This window comes from Methylobacterium sp. 142-1Y, assembly GCF_057747795.1.
Genome location: NZ_CM173224.1, coordinates 4,146,389 through 4,163,229 on the forward strand (window position 1 = coordinate 4,146,389; position 16,841 = coordinate 4,163,229).

At 66.7% G+C, this 16,841-nt stretch carries 27 protein-coding genes; all 27 read left to right on the forward strand.

All coding sequences use genetic code 11. From position 1 onward, the window contains the following. Positions 1–170: 170 nt before the first annotated feature. The 27 genes from rpsL (at position 171) to AC3AOF_RS19025 (ending at position 16,826) form a co-directional block, all read left to right on the forward strand. The gene (rpsL, locus tag AC3AOF_RS18895) at positions 171–542 is read left to right on the forward strand and encodes a 30S ribosomal protein S12 (protein ID WP_048429408.1); all 372 of its coding nucleotides are present in this window, start codon (positions 171–173) and stop codon (positions 540–542) included. A 119-nt stretch (positions 543–661) separates the two neighbouring features. After that, positions 662–1,132, forward strand: coding sequence for a 30S ribosomal protein S7 (gene rpsG / locus AC3AOF_RS18900; RefSeq protein WP_048429407.1), 471 nt, complete (start codon positions 662–664; stop codon positions 1,130–1,132). 58 nt (positions 1,133–1,190) lie between these two features. After that, complete coding sequence (gene fusA, locus AC3AOF_RS18905) at positions 1,191–3,266, forward strand: elongation factor G (protein WP_236989404.1); 2,076 nt, start codon at positions 1,191–1,193, stop codon at positions 3,264–3,266. Between the two features lie 102 nt (positions 3,267–3,368). Next, entirely contained in the window at positions 3,369–4,559 is a 1,191-nt protein-coding gene (gene tuf / locus AC3AOF_RS18910; RefSeq protein WP_048437545.1) for an elongation factor Tu, read from the forward strand. Positions 4,560–4,639: 80 nt separating this feature from the next. Then, positions 4,640–4,948 (forward strand): 30S ribosomal protein S10, encoded by a 309-nt coding sequence (gene rpsJ, locus AC3AOF_RS18915; protein WP_048465591.1) that lies wholly within the window; start codon positions 4,640–4,642, stop codon positions 4,946–4,948. 47 nt (positions 4,949–4,995) lie between these two features. Beyond that, positions 4,996–5,748 (forward strand): 50S ribosomal protein L3, encoded by a 753-nt coding sequence (gene rplC / locus AC3AOF_RS18920; RefSeq protein WP_236989403.1) that lies wholly within the window; start codon positions 4,996–4,998, stop codon positions 5,746–5,748. Further along, entirely contained in the window at positions 5,748–6,368 is a 621-nt protein-coding gene (rplD, locus tag AC3AOF_RS18925) for a 50S ribosomal protein L4 (protein ID WP_236989402.1), read from the forward strand. The genes rplC and rplD overlap by 1 nt, the downstream gene beginning before the upstream one ends. Further along, positions 6,365–6,661, forward strand: coding sequence for a 50S ribosomal protein L23 (locus tag AC3AOF_RS18930; protein ID WP_236989401.1), 297 nt, complete (start codon positions 6,365–6,367; stop codon positions 6,659–6,661). Before rplD ends, AC3AOF_RS18930 begins: the two co-directional genes overlap by 4 nt. A 26-nt stretch (positions 6,662–6,687) precedes the next feature. Beyond that, a complete protein-coding gene (gene rplB / locus AC3AOF_RS18935; RefSeq protein ID WP_203157577.1) occupies positions 6,688–7,524 on the forward strand; it encodes a 50S ribosomal protein L2 in 837 nt (278 codons plus the stop codon). A gap of 12 nt (positions 7,525–7,536) precedes the next feature. Then, complete coding sequence (gene rpsS / locus AC3AOF_RS18940) at positions 7,537–7,815, forward strand: 30S ribosomal protein S19 (protein ID WP_048425817.1); 279 nt, start codon at positions 7,537–7,539, stop codon at positions 7,813–7,815. A 1-nt stretch (position 7,816) separates the two neighbouring features. Then, positions 7,817–8,200 carry a 50S ribosomal protein L22 gene (gene rplV / locus AC3AOF_RS18945; RefSeq protein WP_048431916.1) on the forward strand — a complete coding sequence of 128 codons (384 nt, stop codon included), beginning with the start codon at positions 7,817–7,819 and terminating at the stop codon, positions 8,198–8,200. 10 nt (positions 8,201–8,210) lie between these two features. After that, entirely contained in the window at positions 8,211–8,942 is a 732-nt protein-coding gene (gene rpsC / locus AC3AOF_RS18950; RefSeq protein ID WP_048431917.1) for a 30S ribosomal protein S3, read from the forward strand. A 40-nt stretch (positions 8,943–8,982) separates the two neighbouring features. Next, positions 8,983–9,396, forward strand: coding sequence for a 50S ribosomal protein L16 (gene rplP / locus AC3AOF_RS18955; protein ID WP_139035992.1), 414 nt, complete (start codon positions 8,983–8,985; stop codon positions 9,394–9,396). 14 nt (positions 9,397–9,410) lie between these two features. Then, positions 9,411–9,626 carry a 50S ribosomal protein L29 gene (gene rpmC, locus AC3AOF_RS18960; RefSeq protein WP_236989400.1) on the forward strand — a complete coding sequence of 72 codons (216 nt, stop codon included), beginning with the start codon at positions 9,411–9,413 and terminating at the stop codon, positions 9,624–9,626. Positions 9,627–9,640: 14 nt separating this feature from the next. After that, positions 9,641–9,895, forward strand: coding sequence for a 30S ribosomal protein S17 (gene rpsQ, locus AC3AOF_RS18965; protein WP_139035991.1), 255 nt, complete (start codon positions 9,641–9,643; stop codon positions 9,893–9,895). A gap of 288 nt (positions 9,896–10,183) precedes the next feature. Further along, on the forward strand, positions 10,184–10,552 hold the full coding sequence (rplN, locus tag AC3AOF_RS18970; RefSeq protein WP_048425823.1) for a 50S ribosomal protein L14: 369 nt from the start codon (positions 10,184–10,186) through the stop codon (positions 10,550–10,552). Beyond that, complete coding sequence (gene rplX, locus AC3AOF_RS18975) at positions 10,552–10,869, forward strand: 50S ribosomal protein L24 (RefSeq protein WP_236989399.1); 318 nt, start codon at positions 10,552–10,554, stop codon at positions 10,867–10,869. Before rplN ends, rplX begins: the two co-directional genes overlap by 1 nt. Beyond that, positions 10,862–11,428, forward strand: coding sequence for a 50S ribosomal protein L5 (rplE, locus tag AC3AOF_RS18980; RefSeq protein WP_139035990.1), 567 nt, complete (start codon positions 10,862–10,864; stop codon positions 11,426–11,428). The genes rplX and rplE overlap by 8 nt, the downstream gene beginning before the upstream one ends. Before the next feature lie 41 nt (positions 11,429–11,469). After that, positions 11,470–11,775, forward strand: a complete 306-nt coding sequence (rpsN, locus tag AC3AOF_RS18985; RefSeq protein WP_165085704.1) for a 30S ribosomal protein S14 — start codon at positions 11,470–11,472, stop codon at positions 11,773–11,775. Positions 11,776–11,791: 16 nt separating this feature from the next. Next, a complete protein-coding gene (gene rpsH / locus AC3AOF_RS18990) occupies positions 11,792–12,187 on the forward strand; it encodes a 30S ribosomal protein S8 (RefSeq protein WP_048425827.1) in 396 nt (131 codons plus the stop codon). A gap of 36 nt (positions 12,188–12,223) precedes the next feature. Next, entirely contained in the window at positions 12,224–12,757 is a 534-nt protein-coding gene (gene rplF, locus AC3AOF_RS18995) for a 50S ribosomal protein L6 (protein WP_236989398.1), read from the forward strand. 10 nt (positions 12,758–12,767) lie between these two features. Next, the gene (gene rplR, locus AC3AOF_RS19000) at positions 12,768–13,130 is read left to right on the forward strand and encodes a 50S ribosomal protein L18 (protein WP_048444838.1); all 363 of its coding nucleotides are present in this window, start codon (positions 12,768–12,770) and stop codon (positions 13,128–13,130) included. A 156-nt stretch (positions 13,131–13,286) separates the two neighbouring features. Further along, positions 13,287–13,868, forward strand: a complete 582-nt coding sequence (gene rpsE / locus AC3AOF_RS19005) for a 30S ribosomal protein S5 (RefSeq protein WP_203157579.1) — start codon at positions 13,287–13,289, stop codon at positions 13,866–13,868. A 12-nt stretch (positions 13,869–13,880) separates the two neighbouring features. Continuing rightward, positions 13,881–14,072, forward strand: coding sequence for a 50S ribosomal protein L30 (gene rpmD / locus AC3AOF_RS19010; protein ID WP_048431924.1), 192 nt, complete (start codon positions 13,881–13,883; stop codon positions 14,070–14,072). A 10-nt stretch (positions 14,073–14,082) separates the two neighbouring features. Further along, entirely contained in the window at positions 14,083–14,571 is a 489-nt protein-coding gene (rplO, locus tag AC3AOF_RS19015; protein WP_488346175.1) for a 50S ribosomal protein L15, read from the forward strand. 132 nt (positions 14,572–14,703) lie between these two features. Further along, entirely contained in the window at positions 14,704–16,041 is a 1,338-nt protein-coding gene (gene secY / locus AC3AOF_RS19020; protein ID WP_236989396.1) for a preprotein translocase subunit SecY, read from the forward strand. A 185-nt stretch (positions 16,042–16,226) separates the two neighbouring features. Beyond that, a complete protein-coding gene (locus AC3AOF_RS19025) occupies positions 16,227–16,826 on the forward strand; it encodes an adenylate kinase (RefSeq protein WP_236989395.1) in 600 nt (199 codons plus the stop codon). Positions 16,827–16,841: the final 15 nt, after the last annotated feature.

The window sequence follows — 16,841 nt, forward strand, 5'->3', positions numbered from 1 at the left end:
TGATCGCTGGGGCTCGTCCTCCGGTGGTCCTCTGCTCGCATGGCGCGCCAAAGGCTGGTTTCAGCCTGGGGCGCGATTTGCGTTGCGCTCCATTCCGGAGCGACGGTCGTTCAGACGAGATTTGAGAAACGACGGTCGCCAGGACGGCGACGCGTTGCGAGAGGAATGGCATGCCGACGATCAACCAGCTGATCGCCAATCCGCGGAAGGCGCAGAAGGCCCGCAACAAGGTGCCGGCTCTTGACGCCTGCCCGCAGAAGCGTGGCGTCTGCACCCGCGTCTACACCACGACCCCGAAGAAGCCGAACTCGGCGCTTCGTAAGGTCGCCAAGGTCCGCCTGACCAACGGCTTCGAGGTCATCGGCTACATCCCGGGCGAGGGTCACAACCTTCAGGAGCACTCCGTGGTGATGATCCGCGGCGGCCGCGTGAAGGATCTTCCGGGCGTGCGCTACCACATCCTGCGCGGCGTGCTCGATACCCAGGGCGTCAAGAACCGCAAGCAGCGTCGCTCGAAGTACGGCGCCAAGCGTCCGAAGTAAGACGACGACCGAGACGAACGATCGCCTGTCCCGCAAGGATGTCGCCGGCCCGTTGGGCTCCAGGCGGCCTGCGTTGGGGCACAACAGTTGATTTTTAGACCTTAGAGACGGAGCGAGCGATGTCCCGCCGCCACAGCGCCGAGAAGCGCGAGATCATCCCCGACGCCAAGTACGGCGACGTCGTCCTCACCAAGTTCATGAACTCGGTGATGTATGAGGGCAAGAAGTCGGTCGCCGAGACCATCGTGTACGGCGCGTTCGACATCATCGAGGCCCGCGCCAAGGCGAACCCGATCGAGGTGTTCCGCGCCGCCCTCGACAACGTCGCCCCGGCGATCGAGGTGCGTTCCCGCCGCGTCGGCGGCGCGACCTACCAGGTCCCGGTCGAGGTCCGCACCGAGCGCCGCCAGGCGCTGGCGATCCGCTGGCTGATCCAGGCCGCCCGCTCGCGCAACGACCGCACCATGGTCGAGCGCCTGTCGGCCGAGCTGCTCGACGCCGCCAACAACCGCGGCAACGCCGTAAAGAAGCGCGAGGACACCCACCGGATGGCCGAGGCCAACCGCGCGTTCTCGCACTACCGCTGGTAAAAGCCGCTTCGCCGCCGCCTTCTACAGCGCGGCGGCCCACTTCTTCAGGAGCCCCCCGATGCCCCGCACGCACGCGATCGAGGACTACCGCAACTTCGGCATCATGGCCCACATCGATGCCGGCAAGACCACGACGACCGAGCGGATCCTCTACTACACCGGCAAGTCCCACAAGATCGGCGAGGTCCATGAGGGCGCCGCCACCATGGACTGGATGGAGCAGGAGCAGGAGCGTGGCATCACGATCACCTCGGCTGCGACCACCTGCTTCTGGCGCGACAAGCGCCTGAACATCATCGACACCCCCGGCCACGTCGACTTCACCATCGAGGTGGAGCGCTCGCTCCGCGTGCTCGACGGCGCCGTCTGCGTGCTCGACGGCAACCAGGGCGTCGAGCCGCAGACCGAGACGGTGTGGCGCCAGGCCGACAAGTACGACGTGCCGCGCATCGTGTTCGTCAACAAGATGGACAAGATCGGCGCCGACTTCTTCAAGTGCGTGGCCGACATCATCGACCGCGTCGCCGGCAAGCCGGTGTGCCTGCAGCTGCCGATCGGCGCCGAGAGCTCGTTCAAGGGCGTCGTCGACCTGATCAAGATGAAGGCGATCGTGTGGTCGGGTGAGGCGCTCGGCGCCAACTACTCCGAGGAGGAGATCCCGGCTGACCTCGCCGACCAGGCTGCGGAGTACCGCACCAAGCTGGTCGAGGCTTGCGTCGAGATGGACGACGACGCCATGGCCGCCTACCTCGACGGCACCGAGCCGGACGAGGACACCATGCGCAAGCTGGTGCGGACGGCGGTGCAGCGCCGCGCCTTCCACCCGGTGATGTGCGGCTCGGCGTTCAAGAACAAGGGCGTGCAGCCCCTGCTCGACGGCGTCGTCGACTACCTGCCGTCTCCCGCCGACCGCGGCGAGATCAAGGGCATCGACTACAAGACCGAGGAAGAGGTGGTTCGCCGCCCGCTCGACTCCGATCCCTTCTCCATGCTCGCCTTCAAGATCATGGACGATCCCCACGTCGGCACGATCACCTTCTGCCGCGTGTATTCGGGTAAGGTCGATTCGGGCGCGAACGTCATCAACTCGACCCGCGACAAGAAGGAGCGGGTCGGCCGCATGCTCCTGATGCACGCGAACAACCGCGAGGACATCAAGGAGGCGTTCGCCGGTGACATCGTGGCGCTCGCGGGTCTCAAGGATACCCGCACCGGCGATACGCTGTGCGATCCGACCAAGGCCGTGATCCTCGAGAAGATGGAGTTCCCGGAGCCGGTCATCGAGATCGCCGTCGAGCCCAAGTCCAAGGCGGACCAGGAGAAGCTCGGCATCGCGCTCTCGAAGCTCGCCGCCGAGGATCCGTCCTTCCGGGTCTCCACCGACCAGGAATCGGGCCAGACCATCCTCAAGGGGATGGGCGAGCTTCACCTCGACATCAAGGTCGACATCCTGAAGCGCACCTACAAGGTCGAGGCCAATATCGGCCAGCCGCAGGTCGCGTACCGGGAGAAGCTGACGAAGCGCACCGAGATCGACTACACCCACAAGAAGCAGACCGGTGGTACCGGCCAGTTCGCGCGGGTGAAGTTCGTGGTCGAGCCGAACGAGCCGGGTGCCGGCTACGCGTTCGAGTCGAAGATCGTCGGCGGCTCGGTGCCCAAGGAGTACATCCCGGGCGTCGAGAAGGGCCTCAACAGCGTGCTGACCGCCGGTATTCTGGCGGGCTTCCCGGTGGTCGACATCAAGGTGGAGCTGGTCGACGGCGCCTACCACGAGGTCGACTCCTCGGCGCTGGCCTTCGAGATCGCTTCGCGGGCGGCGCTCCGCGAGGCCCTGCAGAAGGGCGGCTCGGTCCTGCTCGAGCCGGTGATGAAGGTCGAGGTCGTGACCCCGGAGGACTATACCGGTTCGGTCATCGGCGACCTGAATTCCCGCCGCGGCCAGATCCAGGGCCAGGACATGCGCGGCAACGCGAACGTCATCAACGCGATGGTGCCGCTCGCCAACATGTTCGGCTACGTGAACCAGCTGCGTTCCTTCACCCAAGGGCGCGCGAACTTCACGATGCAGTTCGACCACTACGAAGAGGTCCCGCGCGGCGAGGCCGAGAAGGTGGTTGCCAAGTACGCTTGATGAGTTGGGCCCGATATCGGGCTTGCTCCTAGCTTCGGTGCCCGCCATGGCGGGTGCCCCTCAAGACTAAACCGCACGCATTCGATCGACGGAGTTTTGGCGATGGCCAAGGAAAAGTTTTCGCGGACGAAGCCGCACTGCAACATCGGCACCATCGGTCACGTTGACCATGGCAAGACCTCGCTGACCGCGGCGATCACGAAGGTCCTGGCCGAGTCTGGCGGCGCGACGTTCACGGCGTACGACCAGATCGACAAGGCGCCGGAGGAGAAGGCGCGCGGCATCACGATCTCGACGGCGCACGTCGAGTACGAGACCCCGAACCGGCACTACGCGCACGTCGACTGCCCCGGGCACGCCGACTACGTGAAGAACATGATCACGGGTGCGGCGCAGATGGACGGCGCGATCCTGGTGGTGTCGGCGGCCGACGGCCCGATGCCGCAGACCCGCGAGCACATCCTTCTGGCGCGCCAGGTCGGCGTTCCTGCGCTGGTTGTGTTCATGAACAAGGTCGACATGGTCGACGATCCGGAGCTCCTCGAGCTGGTCGAGCTGGAGGTGCGCGAGCTTCTCTCGAAGTACGACTTCCCGGGCGACGACATCCCGATCACGAAGGGCTCGGCTTTGTGCGCGCTGGAGAACCGCGAGCCGAAGATCGGCCACGAGGCGATCCTCGAGCTGATGAAGACGGTGGACGCCTACATCCCGCAGCCTGAGCGTCCGATCGACCTGCCGTTCCTGATGCCGATCGAGGACGTGTTCTCGATTTCGGGCCGCGGCACGGTGGTGACGGGCCGGGTCGAGCGCGGGATCGTGAAGGTCGGCGAGTCGGTGGAGATCGTCGGCATCCGCCCGACGACGACGACGACGGTGACCGGCGTCGAGATGTTCCGCAAGCTGCTCGACCAGGGCCAGGCGGGCGACAACGTCGGCGTTCTCCTGCGCGGCACCAAGCGCGAGGACGTGGAGCGTGGGCAGGTTGTGTGCAAGCCGGGTTCGGTGAAGCCGCACACGAAGTTCAAGGCCGAGGCGTACATCCTGACGAAGGAGGAGGGCGGGCGCCACACGCCGTTCTTCACGAACTACCGTCCTCAGTTCTACTTCCGGACGACGGACGTGACGGGCGTGTGCCAGCTGCCCGAGGGCACCGAGATGGTGATGCCGGGCGACAACGTGACGATGGACGTGACGCTGATCGTTCCGATCGCCATGGAGGAGAAGCTGCGCTTCGCCATCCGCGAGGGCGGCCGCACCGTCGGCGCCGGCGTCGTCGCCTCCATCACCGAGTAAGCGTCCAGGCGCTTCCACGAGCGGACAGGTGACGGGGCGGGCCTCGTGCCCGCCCCATCCCGTCGCGAGGTAGACATCACATGAACGGCCAGAACATCCGTATTCGCCTGAAGGCGTTCGATCATCGCATCCTGGATTCGTCGACCCGCGAGATCGTCTCGACGGCGAAGCGGACCGGTGCCACCGTGCGCGGGCCGATCCCGCTGCCGACCCGGATCGAGCGCTTCACCGTCAACCGCTCGCCCCACATCGACAAGAAGTCGCGCGAGCAGTTCGAGATGCGCACCCATAAGCGCGTGCTCGACATCGTCGATCCGACGCCTCAGACCGTGGACGCGCTGATGAAGCTCGACCTCGCCGCCGGCGTCGACGTGGAGATCAAGCTCTGAGGACCTTCGGGTTCTTAGAGCTTCACTAGGCTGCGCGGGGGAGAACCATGCGCTCAGGAGTCATTGCACAGAAGGTCGGCATGACCCGCGTCTTCACGGACGCCGGCGAGCATGTTCCGGTCACGGTGCTCAAGGTCGATCAGTGCCAGGTGGTCGCCCACCGCACGGTCGAGAAGAACGGCTACGTCGCGCTCCAGGTGGGCGTCGGCAAGGCCAAGGTCAAGAACGTGACGAAGGCCCAGCGCGGCCATTTCGCCGTCGCGAAGGTCGAGCCGAAGCGGAAGCTGGCCGAGTTCCGCGTCACCGAGGACGCGATGATCCCGGTCGGTGCCGAGATCACTGCGGACCACTTCCTGGAGGGTCAGTTCGTCGACGTGACGGGCACGACCACCGGTAAGGGTTTCGCCGGCGGCATGAAGCGCTGGAACTTCGGCGGTCTGCGGGCCACCCACGGCGTGTCGATCTCGCACCGTTCGATCGGTTCGACCGGCGGCCGTCAGGACCCGGGCAAGACCTTCAAGAACAAGAAGATGCCGGGCCATCTCGGTGTCGAGCGGGTCACGACCCAGAACCTGCGCGTCGTGCGCACCGATGTCGAGCGCGGCTTGATCCTCGTCGAGGGCTCGGTCCCGGGTGTCGACGGCGGCTGGATCTTCGTCCGTGACGCCGTGAAGCGCAAGCTGCCGGCGGACGTGCCGATGCCGGGCAAGTTCCGCGAGCAGTCCGCGGCTCCGCAGGAGACCAACGGCGAGGCCCAGGTCGAGGCTCCCGCGGCTCCGGCCACCGAGGAGAACGCGTGATGAAGTTCGAGATCACCACGCTCGACGGTGCCGAGGCCGGCTCGCTCGAGCTCGACGAGGCCATCTTCGGCCTCGAGCCCCGCGCCGACCTGCTGCAGCGCTGCGTCCGCTGGCAGCTCGCCAAGCGCCAGGCTGGTACCCACCAGACCAAGCAGCGCGGCGAGATCGCCCGTACGACCAAGAAGCTGTACAAGCAGAAGGGCACCGGTAACGCCCGTCACGGCGCGGCCTCGGCCCCGCAGTTCCGCGGCGGCGCCCGCGCCCACGGTCCGGTCACCCGCTCGCACGCCCACGACCTGCCCAAGAAGGTCCGGGCGCTCGCGCTCCGCCACGCGCTCTCGGCCAAGGTCAAGAGCGCCGAGCTGATCGTCATGGACGATGCCCGCCTCGACGAGGGCAAGACCAAGGCGCTCAAGGAGCGGTTCGGCAAGCTGTCGCTCTCGAACGCCCTGATCATCGGCGGCGCCGAGCTCGACCAGAACTTCGCCCGTGCGGCCCGCAACCTGCCGCAGATCGACGTCCTGCCGGTGCAGGGCATCAACGTCTACGACATCCTGCGCCGCGAGAAGCTCGTGCTGACCCGCGCCGCCGTCGATGCGCTGGAGGCGCGATTCAAATGAGCGCTGATCCGCGCCACTACGACGTGATCGTCTCCCCGGTCATCACCGAGAAGGCGACGAACCTCTCGGAGCTCAACAAGGTTGTGTTCCGGGTGGCCCCGAAGGCGACGAAGCCGCAGATCAAGGAAGCGGTCGAGAAGCTGTTCGAGGTCAAGGTGAAGAGCGTCAACACGCTCGTCACCAAGGGCAAGGCCAAGATGTTCCGCGGTCAGCGCGGCCAGCGCTCGGACGTGAAGAAGGCGATCGTGACCCTCGAAGAGGGTCAGAGCATCGACGTCACGACCGGGCTCTGAGGGGAACGGCGTAAAGGAACAAGCCAATGGCTTTGAAGACATTCAAGCCGGTCACGCCGAGCCTTCGCCAGCTCGTGATCGTGGACCGTTCGGAACTCTACAAGGGCAAGCCGGTCAAGTCGCTGACGGTGGGCAAGTCGTCCACCGGCGGCCGCAACAACCTCGGCCGCATCACCGTCCGCTTTCGCGGCGGTGGTCACAAGCGGACCCTGCGCAACATCGACTTCAAGCGGCGTGAGCACGCCGGCAAGGTCGGCACCGTCGAGCGGATCGAGTACGATCCGAACCGTACGGCGTTCATCGCGCTGGTGTCCTACGAGGGTGGGGCGCAGAGCTACATCCTCGCGCCGCAGCGCGTGAAGGCCGGCGACAAGGTGGTGTCGGGCGAGCAGGTCGACATCAAGCCCGGCAACGCCATGCCGCTCGGCAACATGCCGGTCGGCACGATCGTGCACAACGTCGAGCTGAAGATCGGCAAGGGCGGGGCGATCGCCCGGTCCGCGGGCAACTACGCCCAGATCGTCGGCCGCGACCAGGGCTACGTCACGCTGCGCCTGAACTCGGGCGAGCAGCGCCTGGTGCACGGTCAGTGCTACGCCAGCGTGGGCGCGGTCTCGAACCCCGACCACATGAACATCTCGCTCGGCAAGGCCGGTCGGAATCGCTGGCTCGGCAAGCGCCCGCACAACCGCGGCGTCGCGATGAACCCGGTCGACCACCCGCACGGCGGCGGCGAGGGTCGTACGTCGGGCGGTCGTCATCCGGTCACGCCGTGGGGTGTCCCCACCAAGGGCAAGAAGACCCGCTCGAACAAGCGCACCGACACGTTCATCGTGTCGAGCCGCCACAACCGCAAGAAGTAAGGGCGTCGTCCCATGGCACGTTCAATCTGGAAGGGGCCGTTCATCGACGGCTACCTCCTCAAGAAGGCGGACGCCGCGCGCGGCGCGAGCCGCAACGAGGTGATCAAGATCTGGAGCCGTCGCTCCACGATCCTTCCGCATTTCGTTGGCCTGACCTTCGGGGTCTACAACGGGCAGAAGCACATTCCGGTCTACGTCTCCGAGGAAATGGTCGGTCACAAGTTCGGCGAGTTCTCGCCGACCCGCACCTTCCACGGTCACGCGGCCGACAAGAAGGCGAAGAGGCGCTAAGATGGGCAAGGCAGCAGCACCCCGCGCGCTCCCCGAGAACGAGGCCAAGGCCGTGGCGCGCATGCTGCGCGTCAGCCCGCAGAAGCTGAACCTCGTGGCTCAGCTCATCCGCGGCAAGAAGGTCTCGACCGCGCTCGCCGACCTGCAGTTCTCGCGCAAGCGGATCGCGGTCGACGTCCGCAAGTGCCTCGAGAGCGCCATCGCCAACGCCGAGAACAACCACGACCTGGACGTGGACGATCTCGTCGTGAAGGAGGCCTATGTCGGCAAGGCGCTCGTTCTGAAGCGCTTCCACGCCCGCGCCCGCGGCCGTGGCGCCCGCATCCTGAAGCCGTTCGCGAACCTCACCATCGTGGTGCGCGAAGTCCCGGCCGAAGCCGCCTGAGGAGGGATCGATGGGTCAGAAAGTCAATCCGATCGGTCTGCGTCTCGGCATCAACCGGACCTGGGACTCGCGCTGGTACGCCAACAAGGGCGAGTACGCGCGCCTGATGCACGAGGACGTCGCGATCCGCAAAGCGCTGCTCAAGCAGCTCAAGCAGGCCGCGGTCTCCAAGATCGTCATCGAGCGCCCGCACAAGAAGTGCCGCGTCACCATCCACTCGGGTCGCCCGGGTGTGGTGATCGGCAAGAAGGGTGCGGACATCGAGAAGCTGCGCAAGCTCGTCAACTCGATGACCAAGGCCGACGTGACGATCAACATCGTCGAGGTGCGCAAGCCCGAGATCGACGCCACTCTGGTGGCCGACTCGATCGCCCAGCAGCTCGAGCGTCGCGTCGCCTTCCGTCGCGCCATGAAGCGCGCCGTGCAGTCGGCGATGCGTCTGGGCGCCGAGGGCATCCGCATCAACTGCTCCGGTCGCCTCGGCGGCGCCGAGATCGCCCGGCTCGAATGGTACCGCGAGGGTCGCGTGCCCCTGCATACCCTGCGGGCCGACGTCGATTACGGCACGGCCACGGCGTTCACCACCTACGGGACCTGCGGCATCAAGGTGTGGGTGTTCAAGGGCGAGATCCTCGAACACGACCCGATGGCCCAGGACAAGCGCGCGCACGAGGAGGGCGGCCGTTCCGGCGGACGTCGTGACCGCGAGCGCGGCGAGCGCGGCGGACGGGACGCGGCCTAAGGGCCGCGCTTCCCCCGCCCTTCAGTTTTGAGAGGCTGCCATGCTGCAACCCAAGAAGACGAAGTTCCGCAAGCAGTTCAAGGGCCGCATCCACGGCTTCGCGAAGGGCGGAACCGATCTGAACTTCGGCTCCTACGGCCTCAAGGCCATGGAGCCGGAGCGGATCACCGCGCGTCAGATCGAGGCGGCCCGCCGCGCGATCACCCGCGAGATGAAGCGTCAGGGCCGGGTCTGGATCCGGATCTTCCCCGACGTCCCCGTGACCGCGAAGCCGACCGAGGTCCGCATGGGCTCCGGCAAGGGCGCGCCCGAGTATTGGGCCGCCCGCGTGCATCCGGGCCGCATCATGTTCGAGATCGACGGCGTGGCCGAGGACATCGCCCGCGAGGCTTTGCGCCTGGGTGCCGCCAAGCTGCCGGTCCGCACGCGCTTCATCCAGCGCATCGCCGACTGAGGAGAATATTCGAGATGAAGTCGAGCCAGAGGCTGTCTGACCTGAGCGCGCTGTCGCCGGATCAGCTCGGCGACGAGCTCCTGAACCTGAAGAAGGAGCAGTTCAACCTGCGCTTCCAGCGGGCCACGGGTCAGCTCGAGAACGTCGCCCGGGTGCGCGAAGTGCGCCGCGACATCGCCCGCGTCCGCACGCTGCAGCGCCAGAAGACGCTGCAGGCGGCACAGGGCTAAGGGAGTCTAGGACCATGCCGAAGCGCGTGCTGCAGGGCGTCGTCGTCAGCGACAAGCAGGACAAGACCGTCGTCGTGAAGGTGGAGCGTCGCTTCACCCATCCGGTGATGAAGAAGACCATCCGCCGGTCGAAGAACTACCACGCCCACGACGAGAACAACGTGGCCAAGGTCGGCCAGCAGGTGTTCATCGAGGAGTCGCGGCCCTATTCCAAGCTCAAGACCTGGAAGCTGGTCGAGGGCGAGGCCGTCGCGACCGCCGAGGCGTAAGACGGGGCGCCTCCTGGGCGCCCCTCTCGCCGGGCTCAGGACCGAGCGCCTTTCGGTGCCTCGGTGCCTTGCCATGAGAGCCGATCCGGTGTAATCGGCCGGCCTCCACCGAAACATGAAGGGCGTGTGACGCTCCTCATTGCGTTCGTTGACCGCGCCAGCGCGAGGCAATCGCGTTGCTGCGCGGTCTTTTAATGGACGGGGACGCGAGATCCCCATCAGGCTGCCGTCCGCCGGGCAATCGTGCCCGACGGAGACCTGCCTGAAACAAGGAAAGGGCGTTAGGCCGTGATCCAGATGCAGACGAATCTGGACGTCGCCGACAATTCCGGCGCACGTCGCGTGATGTGCATCAAGGTGCTCGGCGGTTCCAAGCGCAAGTATGCCGGCGTCGGCGACATCATCGTGGTGTCGGTGAAGGAGGCTATTCCGCGGGGCCGCGTGAAGAAGGGCGACGTCATGAAGGCGGTCGTCGTTCGCACCGCCAAGGACGTCCGTCGGGCCGACGGTTCGGTGATCCGCTTCGACCGCAACGCGGCCGTGCTGATCAACAACCAGAAGGAGCCGATCGGTACGCGTATCTTTGGACCCGTGCCGCGCGAGCTGCGTGCTCGCAACCACATGAAGATCATCTCGCTGGCGCCGGAGGTGCTGTAATGGCTGCGAAGGTGAAGAAGGGCGACAAGGTCGTCGTCCTGACCGGCCGCGACAAGGGTCGCACCGGCGAGGTCATCCAGGTGATGCCGAAGGAAGATCGGGCCCTGGTCCGGGGGATCAACATGGTCAAGCGCCACACGCGCCAGACCCAGACCTCCGAGGGCGGGATCATCTCCAAGGAGGCGGCGATCCACCTGTCGAACCTGGCGGTCGCCGACCCCAAGGACGGCATGCCCACCCGGGTTGGTTTTCGCATTCTGGAAGACGGGCGCAAGGTTCGCTTCGCGAAGCGCTCGGGAGATCTGATCGATGGCTGAGGATCTGAAGGACGGGTACACCCCGCGGCTCAAGAAGCACTACGAGGAAGTGGTGCGTCCGAAGCTGATCGAAGAGTTCGGCTACACCAACCCGATGCAGGTGCCGGCGATCGAGAAGATCGTCGTCAACATGGGCGTCGGCGAGTCGACCCAGGACTCCAAGAAGGCCACCGTGGCGGCCGAGGATCTCGGCCTGATCGTCGGCCAGAAGCCGGTCATCACCCGGGCCCGCAAGGCGATCGCGACCTTCAAGGTCCGCGAGAACATGCCGATCGGCTGCAAGGTCACGCTGCGCAAGCAACGGATGTACGAGTTCATGGACCGGCTGATCACCATCGCGCTGCCGCGCGTGCGTGACTTCCGCGGCCTGAACCCGAAGTCGTTCGACGGGCGCGGCAACTACGCCCTCGGGATCAAGGAGCACCTGGTGTTCCCCGAGATCAACTACGACAAGGCACAGAACACCTGGGGCATGGACATCGTCGTGGCGACCACCGCCAAGACCGATGCCGAGGCCCGGGCGCTCCTGAAGCACTTCAACTTCCCGTTCCGGCAGTGAGGGCTCACCGCCCCCATACGCGGACACTGGAGAGCTAGAACATGGCTAAGACGAGCAAGATCGAGAAGAACAAGCAGCGGCGGGAGCTCGTGAAGCGCTACGCGCCGAAGCGCGAGGCGCTGCTGGCGACCGCCAACGACGAGTCGCTGTCGATGGAGGAGCGCTTCGAGGCGCGCCTCAAGCTGGCGGAGCTGCCCCGCAACTCCAGCGCGACCCGCATCCGCAACCGCTGCGAGATGACCGGCCGTCCCCGGGCTTACTACCGCAAGCTCGGCATCTCCCGCGTCGCCCTGCGCGACCTGGGGTCTCGGGGTCTGATCCCCGGCCTGGTCAAGTCCAGCTGGTAAGGGGAGCGCGCCACAGATGATCAACGATCCCGTGGGCGATATGCTCACCCGCATCCGCAACGGCCAGATGCGTCGTCGCAATGTCGTGCAGACCCCCGGCTCCAAGCTGCGGGCCCGCGTCCTCGACGTGCTGAAGTCCGAGGGTTACATCCGCGACTACGCCACGACCGATTACGGCAACGGGCGCACCGAGTTCGCCATCGAGCTCAAGTACTTCGACGGCCAGCCGGTGATCCGCTCAATCGAGCGCGTCTCCAAGCCGGGCCGCCGGGTCTACTCGTCGGTCGATACCCTGCCGCGCGTCGCCGACGGCCTGGGCATCACCATCGTCTCCACCCCTCAGGGCGTCATGGCCGACCACGAGGCGCGCGAGCGCAACGTCGGCGGCGAGGTGCTCTGCAAGGTCTTCTGACCTGCAGACCCTGACAGCCGAAAAGGAAAGACGAGCATGTCCCGCGTAGGCAAGAAGCCCGTGACCGTCCCGGCCGGCGTGACCGCCACCGTCGACGGCCAGAACGTCAAGATCAAGGGCCAGAAGGGCGAGCTGAGCTTCCGCGTTCCCGACCAGGTGTCGGTGACCCAGGAGAACGGCGCGATCTCGGTCCAGCCCCGGTCGCAGACCAAGGAGGCCCGCGCGATGTGGGGCCTCTCCCGCGCCCAGGTGTCGAATCTGGTCGAGGGGGTGACCAAGGGCTACGAGAAGAAGCTGGAGATCAGCGGCGTCGGTTACCGCGCCGCCGTCGCCGGCAAGGTTCTCAAGCTGTCGCTCGGTTACAGCCACGACGTCGAGTACGCGATCCCCGAGGGGATCACGATCGCGACGCCGAAGCCGGTCGAGATCGTCGTCACCGGCATCGACAAGCAGCGCGTCGGCCAGGTCGCGGCGGAAATCCGCGACTATCGCGGCCCCGAGCCCTACAAGGGCAAGGGCGTGAAGTACGCCGGCGAGTTCATCTTCCGCAAGGAAGGCAAGAAGAAGTAAGGACCGCCGGATGTCTCGCAAAATCGAACTGCTCGATCGGCGCCGCGCGCGCGTCCGGCGGGCGATCCGCAAGGCGGCCAACGGTCGTCCGCGGCTCTCGGTGTTCCGCTCCTCCAAGCAGATCTACGTCCAGGTCATCGACGATGCGACCGGCCACACGCTGGCCGCCGCCTCGAGCCTCGACAAGGACCTGCGGGCCCGCCTCAAGACCGGCGCCGACAAGGCCGCCGCGACCGAGGTCGGCAAGCTGGTGGCGGAGCGCGCCAAGGCGGCCGGGGTCACCCAGGTGATCTTCGACCGCTCGGGCTACCTCTATCACGGCCGGGTCAAGGCCCTGGCCGACGCGGCCCGCGAGGGCGGCCTGGACTTCTGATCCGTAAGAGGGGGGGCGCTGGTTCAGCGCCGCCCCTTCGGGATCGGCACGATGTCCCATGAGGCGAGGGGGCCGATGAGGCTCCCTCTCTCATTCACGGCGGACGACACATTAGCGAGCGGGACCGCCGCCCGCGTCAGTCGATGGACACACAACATGGCACGTGAGCGTGAGGGTCGTCGCCGCGACGACCGCGAGGAGCGCGACAGCGAGTTCGTGGACAAGCTCGTCCACATCAACCGCGTCGCCAAGGTGGTGAAGGGCGGCCGTCGCTTCGGCTTCGCGGCCCTCGTCGTCGTCGGCGACCAGAAGGGTCGCGTCGGTTTCGGTCACGGCAAGGCCCGTGAGGTTCCCGAGGCCATCCGCAAGGCGACGGAAGCCGCCAAGCGCGGTCTCGTCCGCGTGGCGCTCCGCGAGGGCCGCACGCTGCACCACGACGTGCAGGGCCGTCACGGCGCCGGCAAGGTCATCCTGCGAGCCGCTCCGGCCGGTACCGGCATCATCGCCGGCGGCCCGATGCGCGCCGTCTTCGAGACCTTAGGGATGCAGGACGTCGTGGCGAAGTCGCTCGGCTCCTCGAACCCCTACAACCTCGTGCGCGCCACCTTCGACGCGCTCAAGAACGAGGATTCGCCCCGTTCGGTCGCGGCCCGCCGCGGTCTCAAGGTTTCGGCCCTGCAGGCCCGTCGTCGCGACGCCGATTCGGCCCCCTCGGCCGATTCCGCCGACGCAGCGTAAGGGAGGCACGAGATGGCTGAGAAGACCGTCCGCGTGCAGCAGATCGGCTCGCCGATCCGCCGCGAGGCCAGCCAGCGTCAGACGCTGATCGGCCTGAAGCTGAACAAGATGCACCGCATCGCCACGCTCGAGGACACCCCGTCTGTCCGCGGCATGATCGCGAAGGTGCATCACCTCGTGCGCGTTCTCGACGACGCGGCGTGAGGAGGGCATCATGAAGCTCAACGAAATCCGTGACAACGAAGGCGCAACCAAGAATCGGATGCGCGTCGGCCGTGGTATCGGCTCCGGCAAGGGCAAGACCGGCGGCCGCGGCGTGAAGGGTCAGAAGGCGCGCTCCGGCGTCGCCATCAAGGGCTTCGAGGGCGGCCAGATGCCGCTCCATCGTCGCCTGCCTAAGCGCGGCTTCAACAACCCGGGCGCGACCGATCTCAACGCGGTCAATATCGGGCGCATCCAGGAAGCCGTCGATGCCGGCCGTCTGGACGCCTCGGCGCCCGTGACCCTCGAGGCGCTGATCGCCGCCGGCGTGGTCTCCAAGGCCCGCGACGGCGTGAAGATCCTCGGCGTCGGCGAGCTGACCGCCAAGCTGACCTTCCAGGTTTCCCGCGCGTCCAAGTCGGCCGTCGAGGCGATCGAGAAGGCTGGCGGCTCGGTGACCCAGTCGCTCGCGACCGCCGACGAGGCTGTTGCGTCGGCGTAAGCCACACTTTAAGTCACCGATCATCGGCGGCGGCCCGTGCTTCCAGCGCGAGGCCGCCGCTCGTGTTTTGGGGGACGCTCCGCGCGTCCCCGACCGCGACGCCGCGGAACCCGACCCGAGGACACGTAACCCATGGCCTCTGCAGCCGAGCAGCTCGCCGCCAACCTCAATTTCGGCGCCATCGCCAAGGCCGAAGAACTCAAGAAGCGCATCTGGTTCACGCTTGGCGCCCTGATCGTCTACCGGCTCGGGACCTACATCCCGCTGCCCGGCATCGATCCCGACGCCTTGCGCCAGAGCTTCGCCAATGCCCAGGGCGGCGTGCTCGGCCTGTTCAACATGTTCTCCGGCGGTGCCGTCGAGCGCATGGCGATCTTCGCGCTCAACATCATGCCGTACATTTCGGCGTCGATCATCGTGCAGCTGCTCACCTCGGTGGTGCCGTCGCTCGAGGCGCTGAAGAAGGAGGGCGAGTCGGGCCGCAAGGTGCTCAACCAGTACACGCGCTACCTCACGGTGGTGCTGGCGATCTTCCAGGCCTGGGGCATAGCGGTCGGGTTGCAGAGCTCCGGCGGCATCGTTCAGGATCCCGGGCCGTTCTTCCTGGTCTCGACCGTCATCACGCTGACCGGCGGCACGCTGTTCCTGATGTGGATCGGCGAGCAGATCACCTCGCGCGGCATCGGCAACGGCTCCTCGCTCATCATCTTCGCGGGCATCGTCGCGCACCTGCCCCAGGCGATCGCCGGCACCCTCGAACTCGGCCGCCAGGGCGCCCTCTCGACCGTGGTGATCCTCGGCGTCGTGGTGATGGCCGCGGCCGTCGTCTACTTCATCGTGTTCATGGAGCGCGCCCAGCGCCGCCTCCTGATCAACTACCCCAAGCGCCAGGTCGGCAACCGGATGTACGAGGGTCAGACCTCGTTTCTGCCGCTCAAGCTCAACACCTCGGGCGTCATCCCTCCGATCTTCGCCTCGTCGCTGCTCCTGCTGCCGGCCACCGCCGCCAGCTTCCAGACCGATCCGAACGGCACCGGGATCATCGCCACCATGGCGACCTATCTCGGCCACGGCCGGCCGCTCTACATGCTGCTCTACGCCGCCCTGATCATCTTCTTCGCGTTCTTCTACACCGCCGTGGTGTTCAACCCGCAGGAGACGGCAGACAACCTGAAGAAGCATGGCGGCTTCATTCCGGGCATCCGGCCGGGCGAGCGCACCGCCGAGTTCATCGACAAGGTGCTGTCGCGGATCACGGTGATCGGCGCCGCGTACCTGACGGTGATCTGCCTCATCCCGGAAATCCTGGTCTCCTACGCGTCGCTGCCGTTCTACTTCGGCGGCACGTCGCTGCTGATCGTGGTCTCGGTGACCATGGACACGGTGGCGCAGGTCCACGGCCATCTGCTGGCGCACCAGTACGAGGGCCTGGTGAAGAAGGCGAAGCTGCGCGGCGCTCGCCGGCGCTGAGGACAACGCAAGCGATGTGCCAGCCGGGCCGGATACAACCGGCCCGGCGCCCTTGCGTCGGGGCAGGGCCTTGGCGCATGGTCGGATTCCGGCCGGACAGGGTCTCGGGCTACAACAAGCAGACAGAGGCCGCGCCCCGGGACGAAGGATCCCGTGTGGGATGCGGTGGAGGGGAGTGACAGGTTATGCGGATCATTCTGCTCGGCCCGCCCGGCGCCGGGAAAGGCACCCAATCGGCGCGGATCGTCGAGCGGTTCGGAATCCCGCAGCTCTCGACCGGCGACATGCTGCGGGCCGCGGTGGCGGCCGGCACGCCGGTCGGCCTCAAGGCCAAGGCCCTGATGGAGAGCGGCGCGCTCGTCTCCGACGACATCGTGATCGGCATCGTCGCCGACCGGATCGAGGAGAAGGACGCCCGCGGCGGCTTCATCCTCGACGGCTTCCCCCGCACGGTGGCCCAGGCCGTCGCCCTCGAGACGATGCTGGCCGAGAAGGGCTTGGCGCTCGACGCGGTGGTCGAGTTCAGGGTCGACGAGGACGCCCTCGTCGGGCGCATCGCCAAGCGTGCCGCAGAGACCGAGGCCCGCGGCGAGCCGGTGCGCAAGGACGACACGCCGGAGGTGTTCAAGACCCGGCTCGAAGCCTACCGCACCCAGACCGCGCCGCTCTCGGCGCATTATGCCGGTACCGGCCTGCTGCGCCAGGTCGACGGCATGGCGCCGATCGACGAGGTGACCAAGCAGCTCGAGACGCTGCTTGCCCCGTTCCAGACCGTGTCGGTTTGACGCCGGCTGCGAGTT

Coding starts and splice junctions, on each gene's coding strand:
- rpsE (WP_203157579.1), top strand. CDS start 13,287: ATGGCACGTGAGCGTGAGGGTCGTCGCCGCGACGACCGCGAGGAGCGC.
- rpsC (WP_048431917.1), top strand. CDS start 8,211: ATGGGTCAGAAAGTCAATCCGATCGGTCTGCGTCTCGGCATCAACCGG.
- fusA (WP_236989404.1), top strand. CDS start 1,191: ATGCCCCGCACGCACGCGATCGAGGACTACCGCAACTTCGGCATCATG.
- rpsN (WP_165085704.1), top strand. CDS start 11,470: ATGGCTAAGACGAGCAAGATCGAGAAGAACAAGCAGCGGCGGGAGCTC.
- rplR (WP_048444838.1), top strand. CDS start 12,768: ATGTCTCGCAAAATCGAACTGCTCGATCGGCGCCGCGCGCGCGTCCGG.
- rpsS (WP_048425817.1), top strand. CDS start 7,537: ATGGCACGTTCAATCTGGAAGGGGCCGTTCATCGACGGCTACCTCCTC.
- rplO (WP_488346175.1), top strand. CDS start 14,083: ATGAAGCTCAACGAAATCCGTGACAACGAAGGCGCAACCAAGAATCGG.
- rpsG (WP_048429407.1), top strand. CDS start 662: ATGTCCCGCCGCCACAGCGCCGAGAAGCGCGAGATCATCCCCGACGCC.
- rplF (WP_236989398.1), top strand. CDS start 12,224: ATGTCCCGCGTAGGCAAGAAGCCCGTGACCGTCCCGGCCGGCGTGACC.
- tuf (WP_048437545.1), top strand. CDS start 3,369: ATGGCCAAGGAAAAGTTTTCGCGGACGAAGCCGCACTGCAACATCGGC.
- rpmC (WP_236989400.1), top strand. CDS start 9,411: ATGAAGTCGAGCCAGAGGCTGTCTGACCTGAGCGCGCTGTCGCCGGAT.
- AC3AOF_RS19025 (WP_236989395.1), top strand. CDS start 16,227: ATGCGGATCATTCTGCTCGGCCCGCCCGGCGCCGGGAAAGGCACCCAA.
- rplD (WP_236989402.1), top strand. CDS start 5,748: ATGAAGTTCGAGATCACCACGCTCGACGGTGCCGAGGCCGGCTCGCTC.
- rplB (WP_203157577.1), top strand. CDS start 6,688: ATGGCTTTGAAGACATTCAAGCCGGTCACGCCGAGCCTTCGCCAGCTC.
- rpsJ (WP_048465591.1), top strand. CDS start 4,640: ATGAACGGCCAGAACATCCGTATTCGCCTGAAGGCGTTCGATCATCGC.
- rplE (WP_139035990.1), top strand. CDS start 10,862: ATGGCTGAGGATCTGAAGGACGGGTACACCCCGCGGCTCAAGAAGCAC.
- rpsL (WP_048429408.1), top strand. CDS start 171: ATGCCGACGATCAACCAGCTGATCGCCAATCCGCGGAAGGCGCAGAAG.
- rplC (WP_236989403.1), top strand. CDS start 4,996: ATGCGCTCAGGAGTCATTGCACAGAAGGTCGGCATGACCCGCGTCTTC.
- AC3AOF_RS18930 (WP_236989401.1), top strand. CDS start 6,365: ATGAGCGCTGATCCGCGCCACTACGACGTGATCGTCTCCCCGGTCATC.
- rplV (WP_048431916.1), top strand. CDS start 7,817: ATGGGCAAGGCAGCAGCACCCCGCGCGCTCCCCGAGAACGAGGCCAAG.
- rplX (WP_236989399.1), top strand. CDS start 10,552: ATGGCTGCGAAGGTGAAGAAGGGCGACAAGGTCGTCGTCCTGACCGGC.
- rpsQ (WP_139035991.1), top strand. CDS start 9,641: ATGCCGAAGCGCGTGCTGCAGGGCGTCGTCGTCAGCGACAAGCAGGAC.
- rplP (WP_139035992.1), top strand. CDS start 8,983: ATGCTGCAACCCAAGAAGACGAAGTTCCGCAAGCAGTTCAAGGGCCGC.
- rpmD (WP_048431924.1), top strand. CDS start 13,881: ATGGCTGAGAAGACCGTCCGCGTGCAGCAGATCGGCTCGCCGATCCGC.
- secY (WP_236989396.1), top strand. CDS start 14,704: ATGGCCTCTGCAGCCGAGCAGCTCGCCGCCAACCTCAATTTCGGCGCC.
- rpsH (WP_048425827.1), top strand. CDS start 11,792: ATGATCAACGATCCCGTGGGCGATATGCTCACCCGCATCCGCAACGGC.